The following is a 16387-nucleotide window of genomic DNA, read 5'->3' as shown; positions in this document are numbered from 1 at the left end:
GCCTCGCGGGCGGGTCTCGGGGGTGTTGTGGGCGCGGGGTGGGGGGGGGGGGCGGGCCGGCCGGGGGGCGGGTGTTCCCCCCCCCCCCCCCCCCGGCCGCCTCCACCACCGCGACCAGGACCCCGACGGCCTGTTCTGGGCCGAGGTGCATCCAAACAACGGTGAGCGCGCGGCGTTCATCGCCCGGATCGAGTGGACGGTCTACCCGGACCGGCCGCCCTCCCTCGTCTTCGTCGAGTCGATCGGCGCATCCGGAGTCGGAGCGCCCAGTGCCTGGCCGGAAGCGAATGGCTACCGCTACGGCTCCAACGACGTGTGCAAGCCGTTCACGGCCGAAGGCCAGGGGCTCCACCCCGAGTGGAGCAGCGGGCCGCACTCCTGGCGGAGCACCGGCAATCCCTTCCTGTACGTGGTGGAGAACGTGCAGGACGACATCGATCGCGTTGCGGGGAGGCGTGCCGGATGACCACCGACACGAGGAAGCTGGTGCTGCCGGCCGGCGCTGTCGACCCGGTGCTCCAGGAGATTCGGTGCCACGGGCTGGCCGACCAGGAGACCGGCGCGCTGCTGCTGACCGGGCAGTCGGACATGCGCTTGCGGGTCGTGGCGGTGGCCGGGACGGCGGGGATCGTGCGGGGTCCGGGTCTGTTCACGGTGAGTGCGGTTGCGTACGACCGGCTGTTCACCTTCGCCGAGGAACGGTCCTACCGGGTGCGGGCGATGATCCATTCGCACCCCGGGGCGGCTTTCCTGTCGCGGACCGACCGCGCGTACTCGTTGCGGGTGCCGGGGTTCGTCAGCGCTGTCGTCCCAGCCTACGCGGCGCCGCCCGCCGACCCGGCGTCGTGGGGGTGGTGGCGCTTCGAGCAGGACTGGGTGCCCTGCACCGCTTGGGCTGTCGACCCGGCGCTGCCCCCGGTGCGCACGGTGGTGTTCGACGAGGAGGGTGTCCGTGAGTACTGACTACAGCCGCAGCGTCCGCCTGGGCGGCCTGGCCGCCGGCGTGGAAGAGGTCACCCTGCGGGAGCGGATGGAGGACACCCTGATCTACCTGACCGCGGACGCGCACCTGCCTGCGGCCGCCGAGACTCTCGAAGTACTGGTGGCGGACCTGCGCCGGTGGCCGGTCCGGCTGATGCTGGACCCCGGCAGCGGACCGGGACGGCTCGACGACGAACTCCTCCGCAGGCTCGTGGAAACGGCGACCAGGATCGATCCGGACCGGCCGCTTCGCATCGGCGAGGCCCAGGACAAGGCGCCGCTGCATCTGCACGTGGGAACCGCACCACCGCCGGGTACTGCGGTGGCCGGTGCGCCGGACGGGCACGGCGTCCGTCTGCGGCACACCGGTCATCCTTTCCCCCGGCTCAACGCGCCCGGCACCGGGCTGGGTGCTGTTCTCACGGCGGCGATGCTTGCCGGCGAGGCGTTCAAGGTCGTTGCCGGGCTGCCGGAGGGGAAGTTCCAGGTGACCCCGGTGGTGGACTTCTGCCCCGTCCTTCCCGGTGAGCAACCCGGGACCGTCGTCGCCCCGCTGCCTGCGCTGGAGCAGGTGCTGCTGGGCGGGGGCGGTGCGATCGGCACCGGCATCGCCCTGGTCCTGGACCTGCTGCGGGTCTCCGGCGAGTTGACGGTGGTGGACAAGGAGGTCTTCGAGAAACCGAACGTCACCTCGTACAGCATCGGCACCCTGGCCGACGCGGCTGCAGGCCTACCGAAGGTCCGGTTGATCGACACACACCTACGGCGGATCGAGGTGACCCCGTTCCACGGGACAATCCAAGCGTCGATCGAGGCCGTCGATGCGGGCACCCTGCCGTGGCCCCGGATCGTCCTCGGCGGACTGGACAGCGTCGGGGCCCGGCACGACCTGCAGCGACTGCATGCCGATCTCACCCTGGACGGCAGCACCGGCGGCCCGGTCGGCACCACCGTCGCCCTGCACGAGGCACTGCCCACCGGCCCCTGCCTGCGCTGCTACTTCAAGGCCAACCACGCCGGGAAGAACGCGGAACAACGACTGCACGAACTGACCGGGCTCCCGCTGTCCCGAATCGCCCGCGGGCAGGAGCCACTGACAGAACGAGATCTGGAAGGCCTGGGCAATCAACATCTGGAGCTCGTCGGGCAGTTCCTCGGACGGCCGGTGTGCGGGCTGATCAACTCGGCCGAGTTGTCCGGTGGAACGGACGACGGGTTCCGTCCTTCGGCCGCGTTCGTGGCTCAGCAGGCCGCCTGCCTGGTCGTCGGCGCCTGGATCGCACGCAGCACGGGCCTGGTCAGCGGGCCTCCACGACGCATCGAGTACGACACCTGCTTCGGCCCCCGGCCCGACCAGATGATCGACCACCGGCTTCCCACCCCCGGGTGCGTGTGCCAGCAGGACGCTGCTCTCATCAGCCTCATCCGAGAAGCCCGACGCACCCGCTGTTGACGCCTCGCCGCAGCCGGTCGCAAAGTCGTGAAGTGAGGGGATGCGGTTTCCGTGTCCGGAGTTGACTGCACCCAGGAACCACCTTGCAGCGAACGCCGTGCCTCCGCATGGGCGCTCTGCCAGGAGGTGCACCCGGCTTCAGAAATATCCAGAGGCATTGCCCCGCGTGAAATGGCCGCAGCGTCGCCAGCCCTGTGCTGCTGTCCCGCCGTGATGTGGGCAGATGTCAGACGTCCTTGATCTGTACGCGATCACCGCACAGTTTCGACCAGTCGTCGCGATCCGAGGTCAGTACGAGGACAGGTGCCGGGGAGCGAAGCGCCATCGCGGCGACGAGGGCATCAATGGCGTACTTGTGGCCGTGTAGGCCGCCGGCGTCGCTCAGCAGCTGGACCGCCTTGAGGCTGTCTGCCTGGGTGACGTCTTGGACCTGAAGGCGGGAGAGCAGCCAGCGCAGCCGGGCGGTATCCGTCTTCCCGTAAACGGCCTCCACCACCGTCAGGGCCGACACGAGGACGGGCACGCCTACGCGCCGAGCGGCCTCGATCCGGGTGATCATCTGGCGGTCGTTACGCAGCAGCAGCGACAGCGCCTGGGAGTCGAGCACCAGGGACCTGGTCGCGGGCTCCTTCACGCGGCGCTGTCGTTCGACGCGTAGGGTGCCGGTGCATCACCAAACAATTCGCTCTGCGCGGCCTGGACTTCGGCCTCGCTCAGCGGCTCGTGCTCGGCTTCGTAGGCGGCCACGATCTCGGCGAGGCCGTCCATGGCGAGCTGATGCCGGACCGCCGCCGTCACGTACGCGGACACCCCGCGCTTGCCGGTACGTGTGCGCAGAGCACCGAGGAGTTCCGAGGGCATCGAGACGGAGATGTTCTCCGTCCCGCCGGGGCGGGGTGACTTCATAGGGTCAGTCTAGTACAGGAACTATTACAGAGCCGAGGTCCTGTGCGGTCTGCATTCTTGGCGCATAGTCTTGGCGTCCTGGATCTTCTTGTACTTTGTCGAGAATCCCGTGCTGAGATGGTACTGGGATGCGCCTGCGTTTCCGCAGGTCAGGGCAGTTGTGGTGGAGTTCCGGTTCAATGTGTGATCGGTTCGCTACTTCACGCTAGGTGCTTCGTCAAGTGTGCAGACCAGAAGGGGCCGGGCTCTGGGGAGCCTGGCCCCTTCGGTGTTCCCGAGCTGATTCGGTGCTGACTTCTAGTTGCCCCGCGGCGGGGTGAGCTTGTCGAGATCCAGGCTGATCTCGAAAGGCACCGGGCGCTTCAGAGTGCCCCGGAAGATGCCCGCGGGTGCGTAGGCGCCAGTCGGCTCGTCGAGTTCGTAGGCGTGCACGACAGGGGCGCCGCCTTCGTCGTCGATGCACCAGTAGTGCGGGATGCCCGCCTCCGCGTACTTACGGAGCTTGACCGTGCGGTCCCGGTGCGCGGACTCGGGTGAGACGACTTCGATGACGAGTCGTACCTCTTCCGGTGCGAACCAGGTGCGGTCACCGTCGTAGTCGGCGGTCGTCAACAGCAGATCCGGCTCGGTCCGGTTTCGCTCGTCCAGCTTGATGGTCATCTCGCGGCCGACCCTGACATCGGCGGGAGCCTGCTCCATGAGCGCGACGGTGAGCATGGTGACTAGGTGGCCGCGCCACCACCGCTGGGGCGACACCATGAAGACGAGGGCTCCGTCGATCAGCTCGGTGTGGCGGGGTGCCTCGGGGAGGCGGTCCAGGTCCTCCGCGAACCAGCCTTCCGCGCGCGGCGGGCGCATCCAGTCGGGCAGTGCGGTCACGGCTCAACCGTAGCGATCCGGCGAGGCGGGGGCCAAAAACGTACGAGAACGCCCTGGCCGGCATCAACGTGTCAGACCGAGAACTGATCGCCCCCGACTCGCCAGATGCGGCCTGTGGGGGCATCGCGTGAGGTTCGTCGAGGAACCGGGCCGCGACGGTGCGTCAGGTGTCCCCGGCCGGCGACTGGTGCGCACGGGCGGGCGGCACGCGGCAGTTGGCCGTCGCCGGCCTCGGGTCCGCGACGGGCGGGAGACACGGGACGGCTGCGCCTCCCTCCGCGACGTCTCGCGGGCGCTGATCGGCCGGACGGGCGAGATCCTCACCGGCACGTCATCCGTGGCCGCGGACGCGAGCGGTTGTCGCTGCCTGTGGGTGAGGGCGCTGCGTGCTCAGCTGTGCTGGGGGAGCCACAGGGGGGCGCTGCTGCCGCGGGGGAGGAGGATGTCGCGGAAGTGGCCGGGGGTGCGGGACATGACGATCTGGTCGGTGACGCCCTGGTAGTGGCCGCAGGGGGTGTCGGCGGTGAAGGTGTCGGGGTCGAGGTAGGCGTGCGGGGAGCCGGGGTCGGGGTCGAGGGCGGTCGCGTGGGCGTAGGCGCGGTCGAAGACGCCGAGGCTGAGGATCCAGGTGGCGATGCGGGTGAGGTTGAGGGTGACGCGGTAGCTGCCGCCGTCGGTGGCGCGGCGCATCAGCGCGGCGAGCACGCCGGTGGTGGCCAGCCAGGAGAGCACGTAGTCGTTGACGACGCTGATGTACGGCAGGGCCGGTGTGCTGGTCGGCCGGGCCGCGATGCCGTCCTCGCCCTCCATGAGCATGATGCCGCTGAGCGCGCCCGCGGTCTGGTCGAAGCCGACGCGGTGGGCCCAGGGGCCGGTCTCTCCGGCGAGGGTGATGCTGACGTGGATGATGCCGGGCCGGACGGCCGCCGCCTCCTCGGCGCCGAGGCCGATCTTCTCCAGGTAGCCGGGGCGGCGGTTGGCATAGAAGACGTCGGCTCCGCGCAGGAGTTCGCGGATCCTGGCCTGCCCCTCGGCGCCGTAGGGGTCGATGGTGGTCGAACGGACGCCGACGTTGGCGGTGTTGTAGGTGGAGTCGTGCTCCAGCTCGTTCGGCCGCCAGACGTTCAGCACGTCGGCGCCGTGCTGGGCCAGGTCCCGGCCGACTCCGGCGCCGGCGATGATGTGGCCCATGCCCAGGGCGCGCACGCCGGAGAGCGGCTGGGCGGCCGCGGCGGACAGGGGTTCGGGCTCGCTGTCGGCGATCTTCTCGATCTTGATCAGCGGCTGCTGCGCGATGTACTCGTAGGCGGGCTCGCGGAGAAACTCCTCGGTGGTGCGCAGCATGGGCATCACCACGCCGATCTCGTCGCCCGCCTGCTCCAGGTCGGCGGCGTTCCACTTGGAGACGGCGTCCGCGACGGCCTGCTTCTCGGGCCAGGTGCGGAGCAGCTTGTAGACGGCGTTCTTGATCTTCGGGTAGGGGTTGAGCGGCATGACCCAGCGGTCGTCGCGCGTCCGGTAGAAGTCGAAACCGAGCGGGTTGGCCGGGTCCGAGGGCGTGCCGCCGGGATAGCCGTTGAGGAGCTCCCACTTCTTGTCGTAGAAGGGGCACAGCCGGTGCGGGGCCTTGCGCAGGTCCATGGTGATGTCCTGGCCCTCGCCGGTGCGCCGGCGCCACAGCGCGGCCAGCGCGACGGACTTGGCGGTCATGCCCAGGGCGGGGACGGCGCCCAGGCGCATGACACTGGGCACCACGGGGTCGGCGCCGATGAAGGTGATCTCTCCGCCGCTGTCCTCGGGGTGGAGGCCGGCCGAGGAGAGGACCTCGCGCAGGGCCTGGTGGATGTCGAAGCCGTCGTCCGTGGTGGACGGGGCGGCGAGGGTCTGCTGGATGCGGTCGGTGAGTTCTTCGGCGCTCATGGATTCTGCAATCTCTGTGGTGGGGGGCGCCCGGCGGTGCGGGCGGGTGCGGGTCAGGCGTCGAAGGTCTCGCCGAGCGCGCGCATCAGGGCGATCTGCCTGCGGTCGCGCTCGGCGGCGAGTTCGTCGACGGTGCCGCCGAAGTCCTTGACCTGCTCGGTCAGCAACCGCCTGGTGGGCTCGTCGAAGGCCACTTTCTCCTGGACCATGTCGGCCCAGCGCCGCTCCATGCCGATGCCCAGATGGTCCATGAAGTGCGTCAGTCCGCCCTCCCCGCCGCCGAGGTGGAAGGAGCGGAAGGGCCCGGCGACGGCCCAGCGCTGGCCGATGGACGAGGTGACGATGTCGTCGAGCTCCTGCATGGTGACGACGCCCTCGCTCACCAGGTGCACACACTCGCGGAAGATCGCCGACTGCAGCCGGTTGGCGACGAAGCCGGGCACCTCCTTGCGCAGCACCTGCGGCTGCTTGCCGAGGCCGCGGTAGAAGGCGCGGGCGCGTTCGACCGTCTCCGCCGAGGTCCGCTCGCCCGGAACGACCTCCACCAGCGGCACCAGATGCGGCGGGTTGAAGGGGTGCCCGACGACGAGCCGGGACGGGTCCCTGAGGGCGGTGGCGATCTCGGTCGCGGGGATGCCCGAGGTCGAGGTGGCGAACAGGGCACCGGCCGGTGCGCTGCTCTCGATGGTGTGCCAGATCTCGTGCTTGACCTCCAGCCGCTCCGGGCCGTTCTCCTGCACCAGGTCCGCCTCGCGGACGGCGGCGGCCAGGTCCGGCTCGAAGGACAGCCGCGCGGTGAGCGCCGAGGTGTCCAGCCCGAGCGCCTGCAACGCGGGCGTGGCCTGCCCGACGTACGTGCGCACGGCCTCGTCGACGCCGGGCTGCGGGTCGCTGACGGTGACGGACAGGCCGCGGGCCAGGAACAGCGCCGCCCAGGAGGCACCGATGACGCCTCCCCCGACCACGGTGACCTTGCGGATTCCGGCGATGCTGTCGTTCTCGGACATGCGGGACACCTGCTCTTCTTCGACTCGGCGTGGGGGGATCTGCGGGGGAGAGAGGGGGAGACGGTCAGGCCAGGTAGTCGTGGACGACCCGGGCGCGGCCCAGGGTCAGGTCGGTGAGGATGTGCGAGGCGGAGACGATCTCCAGGACCGGCAGGTCGGCAAGCGGGGCCAGCGCGTGGGCCAGCAGTTGCAGCCGGGCGGGCCCGCTCCAGGCGCCCTTGACCGTGAGGTCGCCGATCTGGGTCCGGACGAGTTCGCAGATGCGCGGCGAACCGTCGTAGTGCGGAAGTTTCTTGAGCATGAACGTCGGCAGCGTCAGCTCCTCGCGGGCCTTCTCTGCGGCCAGCGGGCGGTGCTTGTAGCCCATCGTCGCGCGGGCGACGGGCAGCGAGCCGTAGTCCAGGGTGCCGACGAGAGTGTCCTGGTCGACGTAGAGCCGGGGCCGGCCGAGCTTCTTCGGGAAGGCGCCGATCTCCCGGCCGCTGGCGATCGCGGGGAAGTTGTCCACGTACATCGACAGGCTGTACTCGCCCAGCTCGCCCTCGTACTCGACGACGGCGAGCTGGCCCGACTCCGTGTAGTCGCCCAGTCCGGTGACGTCCGGCATCCGCATGACCTCGAAGCGCACCAGCGGCTCCGTCACCCGCAGCGGCTCCGGCACGACCCGCTCCAGGGCCCCGGGATCCGTCCGGTAGGTGATGTTCAGATACTCGCGGTCGGTGAACCGGTACGGACCCGCCGGGAAGGCCGGGGCGTCCAGCGGTGTGCTCGGTGCGTGGACGACGTCCTCGACTCGCATGGCTCTCGCCCGCCTCTCACGTCCCCATGACTGACAAAACGACATTAAGGGGACTAAACGTTGTGCACCTGTCGATCTGAGTTGCAAAATGCAACACAGTCACTGTAGAACCGTCCGCCGTCTGTTGCAAAATGAAACTCCGAGGCGGGAGCCCGGGCCGTAGCGAAGGGACGCACACGTGGCCGACGACGACACAGAGCTCCGGGGACTGGTCCGCGAGCTGGTGACTCTCTCCCGGCGCTTCCGGGGCAACGCCGAACGGCTCCACCCGGAACTGAGCTTCGTCGACTACTCCCTGCTGTCCGAGATGGACGCGCGCGACGGGGCTCGCGCGGCGGACCTGGTCGGCCTCTACGGCCTCAACAAGTCCACGATCAGCCGCCAGGTCGCCGCCCTGCAACGCGCCGGCCTGGTGGTTCGCGAGGCCGACCCGCACGACCACCGAGCCCAGCTGCTGCGCCCCAGTGACCACGGCCGGGAACTCCTCGCCCGCGCCGACGCCCTGATGTACCGGGAGGTCGACACCCGCACCGAGGGCTGGGCCGCGGAGGAGGTCCAGGCCCTGCGCGGCCTCCTCGCCCGCTACAACACCGCCGCCTCCGCGGTCGCCCCGGACGCACCCGGCCGCTGAAGGGCGCCCGGACCGGGGATCGCGCGCCGACCGTCACGGCCGGAGCGGACGACGACGGCGGAGGCGAAGCCGCGCATCCGCGCGGTTCCGGCCGGGCAGTGGGTGTTGGGCAGGGTGACGTGGACGGCGGTGCCGAGGCCCGCCCCCCGGGGTCCCGGCTGCGGCCGAGCCTGCCCGGAGGGTGGCCGCCCCTGCGTTCGACCTGCCCTGACCTCGGCCCGGGGCCTTCTCACCGGAGGGTGGTCAGTGCGCTCTCGGCGGCCGCCAGGACCGTGCGTGTCTGGTGGGCGACCTGTTGGCGCACGGGCACCCGGCGCAGTCGCAGGGTCTCCTCGAAGTCCGTGCACCAGGTGGTGAAGAGGTCGTCCAGATCGCGGTGCAGCCCCGGCGCGGCGGTGTCGTCCGCCGCCTCCAGCAGTCGTAGCAGCAGGCCCGCGGCGCGCAGCGGCTGGCGGCGGGCCACGATGTCCAGGGCGCAGACCTGGGCCGTCGTCAACCCCGGCGGACCGTCGGCCGCCTGCCGGGCGAGCGGTTCCCAGGAGCCGGCGACCAGGTCGTAGAGACCGTCGGCCATCCACTCCAGGACGCGTCTGGGCGCGCTGTCCCGGGCCGGCGGCAGGAAGGGGCGGGCCTTGTCGAGGACGGCGGTCACCTGGCGTCCGCCGTCCCGTACCAGCCCGGCCAGGTCGCGCAGTACGGCACCGGCGTCCGGGCGCGGGGACGGGTCGTCGGCCAGGTCGGTCGCCCACAGGGGCACCTCGATGATCGCCGTGACCCCGCCGTACCGCGCGGGTGCGCACCATGTGGACAACCCGATGTTCTCGGACCCGGCCGCCAGGCGGGCCGCGCTCTCCGGCGGCGGCAGGACGTAGACGCCGGGGCCGGGGTTCTCCCAGTACAGGGCGTCGAACGTGCCGGACTGGACCGGGATGGCCAGCTCGGCGGCGGACTTCTGGAACGGCGCCACGAGTCGGGGGAGGTCGCGGGTCAACTGGACCCAGGTGCCGCCCGCTTCGACGTTGTGCAGGGAGCACTGGAGGACCGGCCGCAGTTCTTCGATGACGTCGAACAGCGCCTGGCTCTCCGGGAGGTGCCGGGATTCGATGGGCGCCCACTCCGGCTGCTCCGCCGCGACCGGGCGGTAGGCGGCACGGTAGTAGCCGGCCAGGGTGGGGCAGGATCCGGCCGTCGCCTCTTCGATGCCCTGGCTCAGCGCGGCGCCGTCCGGGTCCAGGCACAGGACGATGTCCCAGGTGACGAGGGACGGATCGGTCACCGCGGACGAACCGGTGGCCGTGGACGGCCGGCGGCCGCGCGCCACCGGCTCCGCCGGGCCGCGCGCCCCCCGCTCCGCCAGGGCGCTCGCGACCTGCTCCGCGAGGGCGATCGCGGTGGTGCCGCCGACCGGCTCGTCGGGGTGCGGCCGGGCGACCACCAGGACGTGGTGCGGACCGTGTCCCACGGACAGCATCAGGATCGGGCGGCCGGCCCGGGACGTGCCGATCCGGCGCAGCCGGCCGGTCCCGGGGAACCGGGAGACCAGCTGCCGTGCCGAGTCGGTGACTTCCGCGACCGTGAGGTAACGGTCCAGCATCGGCGTCCGATCAGCTGCCGCCGTTGCCACCGCTGTCGCCGGTGGTCTCCTTCTTGTCCAGCGGCCGGATCTCGATCTTGTTCGGCATGCGATGTCCTCCCGGTGGTGGCCGTGACGTGTCATCGTTGTCGTGCTCTTGCCAGAGTTGGCCGAATCGGTAAATCTTGTCAACGTCCTTTGCCCACCGGCGAGTTGGCGCTCACGAGATTGGCGCGAAGATGACGGTGCCCGCGATGCGGCGGCCTCGGATCAAGCCGGAACACCGGGCCTACCGGACCGTCGACGGCCATGTGCGGATCGGGAGTGTCGTGCACGGCATCGGTGCCGAGGTCACGGATCCCGACGGCTGGGTGTGGACGCTGGTCGAGGCCATGGACGGCACCCGGAGCGCCGCGGACGTCGTCGCCGAGGTGTCCCGCCGCCACCCGGACCTGCGGCTGCCGGACCCGGACATCGCTCAGGCGATCACGGACCTGACCATGGCCGGGTATGTGGAGGACGCCGGTGCCGTGCCGCCGGCGGAGCTGTCCGAGCGGGAACGCGAGCGGTACGGCAGGGGCATGACCCTGCTGCGCTGGATGGACCTCCGGCCCCGGGAGAGCGCCTGGGAACCGCAGCTGCGGCTGCGCCGGGCCCGGGTGCTGCTGGTCGGGGTCGGCGGTACCGGCGGAGCCGCCGCGCGGGACCTGGTGGCCTCCGGGGTGGGACGGCTGCACTGCGTCGAACCGGACGTCGTCGAACTGTCCAACCTCAACCGGCAGACGCTCTTCGGCGAGCGCGACCTCGGTACGCCGAAGATCGACGCGGCGCTGACGGCGCTGCACGCCCTGAACTCGGACACGACGGTCACGGGCGAACGCCGCGAGGTGCACGGGCCGGCGGATCTCGAAGACCTGCTGGCCGCTGACCCCGGGGGCGTCGGCGGCTCCGGCGGCGGCGCGGGGTACGACGTGCTCCTCCTGGCCGCCGACCGCCCCGCCGTGATCCGCAGGTGGGCCAACCAGGTCTGTCTGGCCACCGGCACCGCATGGGCCGAGGCCGGCTACCGCGGTCCGCTGGTGAGCGTCGGGGTGTTCAGGCCCGGCCGGGGCGCGTGCTGGGAGTGTCTGCGCAGCGCCGAGATCGAGCGGCGCGACCTGCGGCTCGCGCCCGGCCAGGACGAGGAGGTCGCCTCACCCCGGATGCCGTGGAACCCGGTCAACGCCGTGACCGCGGGCCTGTCCGGCAGCCTGCTGGCCCATGCCGCGCTGATGCTGCTGTGCGGGATTCCGCCGGTCGACCCCGGATGCCGGTTCGGCCTCAACCTCATGGTCCCCGGCGACCCCGTGATGCAACGCTCGGAGCGCCGCCCCGACTGCCCCGCCTGCGGCACTGCCCGCGCGGCCCGGACGGTCGGGGACCTGACCACCGGGGACCTGACGTGACGGACACCGCGGCGACGGACCGGCCCCGGATCGAGCCGTCGACCCGGGTCCTGCTGCACGACCTCGGGATACGGCGGGACCGGGACGAGTGGATCGTGGGCCGCATGGCCACCCGGACCTTCGTCGCCCTGCCCGCGGCCGGGGCCCGTGCGGTGGAACTCCTCGGCCAGGGGCTGAGCGTGGCCCGCACGGCGGAACTGCTGCGCGCGGAGACCGGCGAGGAACTCGACATCACGGACTTCGTCAGGGACCTGGCCGCCCTGGGGTTCGTGGCGCGGATCGGGGACCGCCCGGTTCCGGACGCCGTACCGCCGCGCGCGTCCCTGCCGTGGCTGCGGCCCCGCGCCGTCCGGTTCGCCCTGCACCCGGCACTCGCGGTGCTCGTCGCGGTACTGCTGACGGCCGCCGTCGCCGTCCTGGTCCGCCGTCCGGACCTGGTCCCCGGCTACCGCGACCTGCTGTGGAGCCCGCACGGCAGCCTGGTCCTGCTCACCGGGGCGGCGGCCGGGTGGGCGCTGCTGTTCGCCCATGAGCTGGCGCACCTGGTCACCGCACGGGCCGCGGGCGTGCCGGGGAGGATGCGGCTGGGCACCCGGCTGCAGTTCCTCGTCATGCAGACCGACATCAGCGGCATCGAACTCGCGCCCCGCCGCCAGCGGCTGACGGCCTACCTGGCCGGTATCGCCCTCAACCTGTCCGTCGCCTCGGCCCTGGTCCTGGTCCTCGCCGTGACGGACACCGGGACGACGGCCCACCGGGTGCTCGCCGCGGGCCTGCTGCTCGCCCTGCTGCCCCTGCCCTTCCAGTGCATGGTGTTCACGCGCACGGACCTCTACTTCGTCCTCCAGGACGTCACCGGCTGCCGGAACCTGTACGGCGACGGTCTCGCGTACGCCCGCTACCGGTTCCGGCGCCTGCTGCGCGCCCGCGGCCGCGCCGGAGCCGGTGACCCGAGCACCCGGCTGCCCCCGCACGAGCGCCGGGCCGTCCGCCTCTACAGCGTCGTCCTCGTGGCCGGCACGGTGGCCTGCCTGGCGTTCATGGCCGCCGTCACCCTTCCCGCCGACCTCACCCTGCTGGTCCGCGCGGCCCGGGGACTGGGCGCGGACCAGGGCCTCGCGCGCACCGCCGACTCCGTGGCCGTGCTGGTCACCCTCGGCGGAGTCAACGTCCTGTGGCTGGTGACCCGCTGGCGCAACCGCCGGGCACGCGGGTCCGCGACAGCAACCTGAGCACGACGAACGCAAACGCCCACCCGCCCCCGCCCCCGCACCGAGGACCGTCCACCACCTCCGCCGGTGCCGCCGGAACAGCGATCCGTCCCCCCGGCCTCGGCCTCTGCCCCTGTCGCGGCCTCTGTCGCGGCCTCTGCCTCGACCTCTGTCTCTGTCTCTCTCGGCCGACGGTGGGAGGATGCGGGAAGGGCGAACTAGGGGGCGGGGTACGTGGGGCGGGCGGAGCGGGAACTGGTCGCGAGCGGGACGCGGCTGAACACGGCCGCGTGCGACGTCGTCGCCGATCACGGCAGAGCGGTCGAGGCGGTACGGGCAGCCCTGACGCCGCTCCACGACGCGGCGGCACAGCGGGAACTGGACGTCCTTCCCGTCGCCCGGCTCCAGGACGTCACCGAAGGACGGCTGCGGCTGGACCATGTCGAGCAGAGCGGACTGCGCACGGTCGGCGAGGTGCTGGCGGCCGGCGCCTACCGGTTGCGGCAGCTCCCCGGGGTCGGCCGGCGCACCGCGGACCAGATGCTCGCCGCGGCCCGCAGTCTTTCCGACGCCGTGCACGAGACCGTGGCCGTCCATATCGACGTGGACCGGCCGGAGCCGGGCACCACCGCGCTGGTCATGGCGTTGCACACACTCGTGGAGGCCGGCCCGGACGCCGTGCGCGCCGTCGCCCGGGCCACCGGGACGGCGAAGCGGCTGGAGCCGCTGCTGGCCGCCGCCGGACCCGCCACCGGGCGCCTGCGGATGCTGCTGGCGGGCCGGGAGAAGAAGGCTCGCGCGCTGGCGGCGGTGACCGAACTCCGCTCCCTGCTGGCGGACGCGGAGCGGGCCGGGCTGTCCGAGCTGTTCGCCCAGTCCTCGGTCGACCTGCTCCGCGGGCCGTCCTCCGACCTCGCCGCCTGGGCGGACTTCGAACTCCGCTCCGCCGAGTACTACGGCCTGCTCGCGGAGATCTCCGAGCAGCGGCCCGACACGGCCGCCGCCGAGGGCTTCCTGCCGGACGAGATCGCCGAGCGGGTCCGCGCCCAGCGGCTCGACGACACCCACCGGCGGGTCTCCCTGCGCGGCTACCAGGCGTTCGGCGCGCGTTTCGTCCTGGCGCAGCGCAAGACGATCCTCGGTGACGAGATGGGCCTCGGGAAGACCATCCAGGCGATCGCCGTGCTGGCCCACCTGGCCGCCGAGGGGCAGCGCCACTTCGTGGTGGTGTGCCCGGCGAGCGTCCTCGTCAACTGGACCCGGGAGGTCGCGGCCCGCAGCGCCCTGCGCGTGACACTGCTCCACGGCCCCGACCGGCACAAGGCGTTCGCCGACTGGAAGGGGCGGGGCGGGGTCGCGGTGACGACGTTCGACGCCCTGCGCGGATTTCCGGAACCGGGGAGCGGCGAGGTCGGCCTCTTCGTGGTCGACGAGGCGCACTCCGTGAAGAACCCGAAGACCAAGCGGTCCCAGGCGGTCGCCCGGTGGGCGGAGCGCTGCGAGCGCACCCTCTTCATGACCGGAACCCCGATGGAGAACCGGGTCGTGGAGTTCCGCAACCTGGTCGGGATGCTCCACAGCGGGGTCGCGGAGTCCCTGGCGGAGGGGGACGGCGCCTCGGCGGGACGGGACGGCGCCTTGGCCGGCTCGGTCGCCTTCCGCAAGGCCGTCGCCCCCGTCTACCTGCGGCGTAATCAGCAAGACGTGCTGACGGAACTACCGAGCCTCCAGCGGACCGACGAGTGGGAGGAGCTGAGCGCGTCGGACGAGGAGGCGTACCGCGAGGCCGTGCAGGCCGGCAACTTCCCGGCGATGCGCAGGGCCGCGTATCAGCGCCCGGAGCGGTCGGCCAAGCTGGAGCGGCTCCGGGAGATCGTCGAGGAGGCCGCCGAGAACGGGCAGAAGACCTTGGTCTTCTCGTACTTCAAGGACGTCCTGCGGGTGGTGCAGGACGCGCTCGCCGACCGGGTCACGCTGTTCGGGCCGCTCACCGGCGGTGTCCCCGCCGGACGGCGGCAGCAGATCGTCGACGACTTCACCGCCGCCCCGGGACCCGCGGTGCTGCTGGCGCAGATCCAGACGGCGGGCGTCGGCCTCAACATGCAGGCCGCCTCGGTCGTCGTCATCTGCGAACCCCAGATCAAACCGACCGTCGAACACCAGGCGGTGGGCCGGGCCCACCGGATGGGCCAGGTCAGGCCGGTCCGGGTGCACCGCCTGCTCGCCACCGGGGGAGTGGACGAACGTCTGGTGAAGATGCTGGAGAACAAGACCCGGCTGTTCGACGCCTACGCCCGCCGCAGCGCGGTGGCCGAAGCCACCCCGGACGCGGTCGACGTGTCGGATACCGACCTGGCCCGCCGGATCGTCGAGGACGAACAGGCACGCCTGGGCATGGCGGACGGGAGGCCGGCCGCCGAGCCCGCGTGAGCGGCCCGCCGGTCACGCCGGCCCGCGCAGGCGCTGTTCCGCCCGCCGGCTACGCCGACTCGCGCAGCCGCAGCTCCGCGCCCACCGTCAGTTCGTCGGGGCGCAGCGGGCCGGCTCCGGTCAGGAGCCGGGCCGTCTGTTCGACGGCGAGCGCGCCGAGGCGGCGGGTGTCCAGGGCCACGGTGGTCAGCGCCGGCTCGACGAGGGTGCCGAGGCCCAGGCCGTCGAAGCCCAGCACGGCGAGATCCCCGGGGACCTGGCGGCCGAGCCGGCGGGCGGCGCGCAACGCCCCGAAGGCGATGATGTCGTTGAACGTGAACACGGCGGTCAGGTGCGGGTGCCGGGCCAGGAGTTCCTGGAGCGCGCGCTCCCCGCCGTCCACGCTCTGGTCGGCGCGGGCCACCGAACCGGAGTCCAGCGCGCACGCGGACATCGCGATGTCGAACCACTCGTGCCGGACGCTCGGCTCGGAGCGTTCCGCGTGGTCCAGCATGCCGATGTGCCGGTGCCCGGCCCCTATCAGGTGCCGTATCGCCGCGTGCACGCCCGCCTCGCCGTCGATCCGGATCGAACTGAACCGCTCGGTGGGGCTCTTCCGGTCGATGAGGACGACGGGCAGCCCCCGGGTGAGCCGCGCGATCTCGTCCTCGGGCAGGCTCAGATAGCCCACCACGGCGTCCACCTGCGAGGCGATCACCTCCAGGGTGCCCCGCTCCTCCTCGACGTGGTCACCGGTGTCGTACACCACGACGTGCCAGCCGCGGCCCCGGGCCGCGTCCAGCGCGGCGGCGGCGACCTCGGTGAAGAACGGGTTGAGCAGGTCGGGGATCACCAGTCCGACGCTGATCGTGTCCTGCCGCACCAGCCCGCGGGCGAACCGGCTAGGCCGGTAGCCGAGCTCGAGGGCGGCGTCCAGGACGCGCTGCTTGGTGGAGACGCCGATCTCGCCCTTGTCGTTGAGCGCGCGTGACACGGTCTGCCGGGACACTCCCGCGGCCTCGGCCACATCGTCGATCGTCACCCTGCGGGGTCCGGTCCCCGACGACGCCATCGCTCACCTCCGTGCAGTTGCCGACGCGACCGCGTCGCAGGGACACCGAGTATGCCGGGTCCGATGTTTTGAGCCTTGACACTCCGGCGGACCGAAGCTCA

The 16387-nt window shown here is 71.9% G+C and carries 15 protein-coding genes; 7 read left to right on the top strand and 8 right to left on the bottom strand.

What is annotated here, in order from left to right; genetic code table 11:
* Positions 1-145: 145 nt before the first annotated feature.
* The 3 genes from ACFWXC_RS15970 to ACFWXC_RS15960 are packed head-to-tail and all read left to right on the top strand — an operon-like array spanning position 146 to position 2434.
* Complete coding sequence (locus ACFWXC_RS15970; RefSeq protein WP_384479010.1) at positions 146-466, top strand: hypothetical protein; 321 nt, start codon at positions 146-148, stop codon at positions 464-466.
* Positions 463-963: a hypothetical protein gene (locus tag ACFWXC_RS15965; protein WP_384479008.1), complete on the top strand. Its 501-nt coding sequence runs from the start codon at positions 463-465 to the stop codon at positions 961-963. Before ACFWXC_RS15970 ends, ACFWXC_RS15965 begins: the two co-directional genes overlap by 4 nt.
* Entirely contained in the window at positions 953-2434 is a 1482-nt protein-coding gene (locus ACFWXC_RS15960; protein ID WP_384479006.1) for a ThiF family adenylyltransferase, read from the top strand. Before ACFWXC_RS15965 ends, ACFWXC_RS15960 begins: the two co-directional genes overlap by 11 nt.
* A gap of 226 nt (positions 2435-2660) precedes the next feature.
* Here ACFWXC_RS15960 and ACFWXC_RS15955 read toward each other — a convergent pair whose 3' ends face one another.
* The 6 genes from ACFWXC_RS15955 to ACFWXC_RS15930 form a co-directional block, all read right to left on the bottom strand.
* Positions 2661-3068, bottom strand: a complete 408-nt coding sequence (locus tag ACFWXC_RS15955; protein ID WP_384479005.1) for a PIN domain-containing protein — start codon at positions 3066-3068, stop codon at positions 2661-2663.
* On the bottom strand, positions 3065-3340 hold the full coding sequence (locus ACFWXC_RS15950) for a hypothetical protein (protein ID WP_014048106.1): 276 nt from the start codon (positions 3338-3340) through the stop codon (positions 3065-3067). The genes ACFWXC_RS15955 and ACFWXC_RS15950 overlap by 4 nt, the downstream gene beginning before the upstream one ends.
* A 297-nt stretch (positions 3341-3637) precedes the next feature.
* The gene (locus tag ACFWXC_RS15945) at positions 3638-4219 is read right to left on the bottom strand and encodes a Uma2 family endonuclease (protein ID WP_384479004.1); all 582 of its coding nucleotides are present in this window, start codon (positions 4217-4219) and stop codon (positions 3638-3640) included.
* A gap of 390 nt (positions 4220-4609) precedes the next feature.
* Positions 4610-6139: a CoA transferase gene (locus ACFWXC_RS15940; protein ID WP_384479002.1), complete on the bottom strand. Its 1530-nt coding sequence runs from the start codon at positions 6137-6139 to the stop codon at positions 4610-4612.
* A gap of 53 nt (positions 6140-6192) precedes the next feature.
* On the bottom strand, positions 6193-7146 hold the full coding sequence (locus ACFWXC_RS15935) for a 3-hydroxyacyl-CoA dehydrogenase NAD-binding domain-containing protein (protein ID WP_384479000.1): 954 nt from the start codon (positions 7144-7146) through the stop codon (positions 6193-6195).
* A gap of 64 nt (positions 7147-7210) precedes the next feature.
* A complete protein-coding gene (locus ACFWXC_RS15930) occupies positions 7211-7945 on the bottom strand; it encodes an acetoacetate decarboxylase (RefSeq protein ID WP_384478998.1) in 735 nt (244 codons plus the stop codon).
* Between the two features lie 178 nt (positions 7946-8123).
* Here ACFWXC_RS15930 and ACFWXC_RS15925 point away from each other — a divergent pair, with 178 nt between their 5' ends.
* Positions 8124-8576: a MarR family winged helix-turn-helix transcriptional regulator gene (locus ACFWXC_RS15925; protein ID WP_384478997.1), complete on the top strand. Its 453-nt coding sequence runs from the start codon at positions 8124-8126 to the stop codon at positions 8574-8576.
* Positions 8577-8805: 229 nt separating this feature from the next.
* On the opposite strand, the gene ACFWXC_RS15920 is transcribed toward ACFWXC_RS15925, so the two are convergent.
* Positions 8806-10167 carry a M14 family zinc carboxypeptidase gene (locus ACFWXC_RS15920; protein WP_384479314.1) on the bottom strand — a complete coding sequence of 454 codons (1362 nt, stop codon included), beginning with the start codon at positions 10165-10167 and terminating at the stop codon, positions 8806-8808.
* 221 nt (positions 10168-10388) lie between these two features.
* Here ACFWXC_RS15920 and ACFWXC_RS15915 point away from each other — a divergent pair, with 221 nt between their 5' ends.
* From ACFWXC_RS15915 to ACFWXC_RS15905, 3 genes are all read left to right on the top strand, one after another.
* Positions 10389-11594 carry a HesA/MoeB/ThiF family protein gene (locus ACFWXC_RS15915; protein ID WP_384478995.1) on the top strand — a complete coding sequence of 402 codons (1206 nt, stop codon included), beginning with the start codon at positions 10389-10391 and terminating at the stop codon, positions 11592-11594.
* Positions 11591-12826 carry a hypothetical protein gene (locus ACFWXC_RS15910; RefSeq protein ID WP_384478993.1) on the top strand — a complete coding sequence of 412 codons (1236 nt, stop codon included), beginning with the start codon at positions 11591-11593 and terminating at the stop codon, positions 12824-12826. The genes ACFWXC_RS15915 and ACFWXC_RS15910 overlap by 4 nt, the downstream gene beginning before the upstream one ends.
* Before the next feature lie 213 nt (positions 12827-13039).
* The gene (locus tag ACFWXC_RS15905; RefSeq protein ID WP_384478991.1) at positions 13040-15235 is read left to right on the top strand and encodes a DEAD/DEAH box helicase; all 2196 of its coding nucleotides are present in this window, start codon (positions 13040-13042) and stop codon (positions 15233-15235) included.
* A 49-nt stretch (positions 15236-15284) separates the two neighbouring features.
* Here ACFWXC_RS15905 and ACFWXC_RS15900 read toward each other — a convergent pair whose 3' ends face one another.
* Positions 15285-16286 (bottom strand): LacI family DNA-binding transcriptional regulator, encoded by a 1002-nt coding sequence (locus ACFWXC_RS15900; RefSeq protein WP_384478989.1) that lies wholly within the window; start codon positions 16284-16286, stop codon positions 15285-15287.
* Between the last annotated feature and the right edge of the window lie 101 nt (positions 16287-16387).

Origin of the sequence: Streptomyces sp. NPDC058683, from assembly GCF_042716195.1 — a bacterium.
Lineage (GTDB): Bacteria > Actinomycetota > Actinomycetes > Streptomycetales > Streptomycetaceae > Streptomyces.
The sequence above is the reverse complement of the archived record's forward strand: the minus strand, read 5'-3'. Positions and strand labels throughout refer to the sequence as shown.

Excerpts from the sequence above, each read along its gene's own strand:
- ACFWXC_RS15940 (WP_384479002.1), bottom strand. The coding sequence starts at position 6,139 with ATGAGCGCCGAAGAACTCACCGACCGCATCCAGCAGACCCTCGCCGCC.
- ACFWXC_RS15950 (WP_014048106.1), bottom strand. The coding sequence starts at position 3,340 with ATGAAGTCACCCCGCCCCGGCGGGACGGAGAACATCTCCGTCTCGATG.
- ACFWXC_RS15930 (WP_384478998.1), bottom strand. The coding sequence starts at position 7,945 with ATGCGAGTCGAGGACGTCGTCCACGCACCGAGCACACCGCTGGACGCC.
- ACFWXC_RS15965 (WP_384479008.1), top strand. The coding sequence starts at position 463 with ATGACCACCGACACGAGGAAGCTGGTGCTGCCGGCCGGCGCTGTCGAC.
- ACFWXC_RS15900 (WP_384478989.1), bottom strand. The coding sequence starts at position 16,286 with ATGGCGTCGTCGGGGACCGGACCCCGCAGGGTGACGATCGACGATGTG.
- ACFWXC_RS15915 (WP_384478995.1), top strand. The coding sequence starts at position 10,389 with ATGACGGTGCCCGCGATGCGGCGGCCTCGGATCAAGCCGGAACACCGG.
- ACFWXC_RS15935 (WP_384479000.1), bottom strand. The coding sequence starts at position 7,146 with ATGTCCGAGAACGACAGCATCGCCGGAATCCGCAAGGTCACCGTGGTC.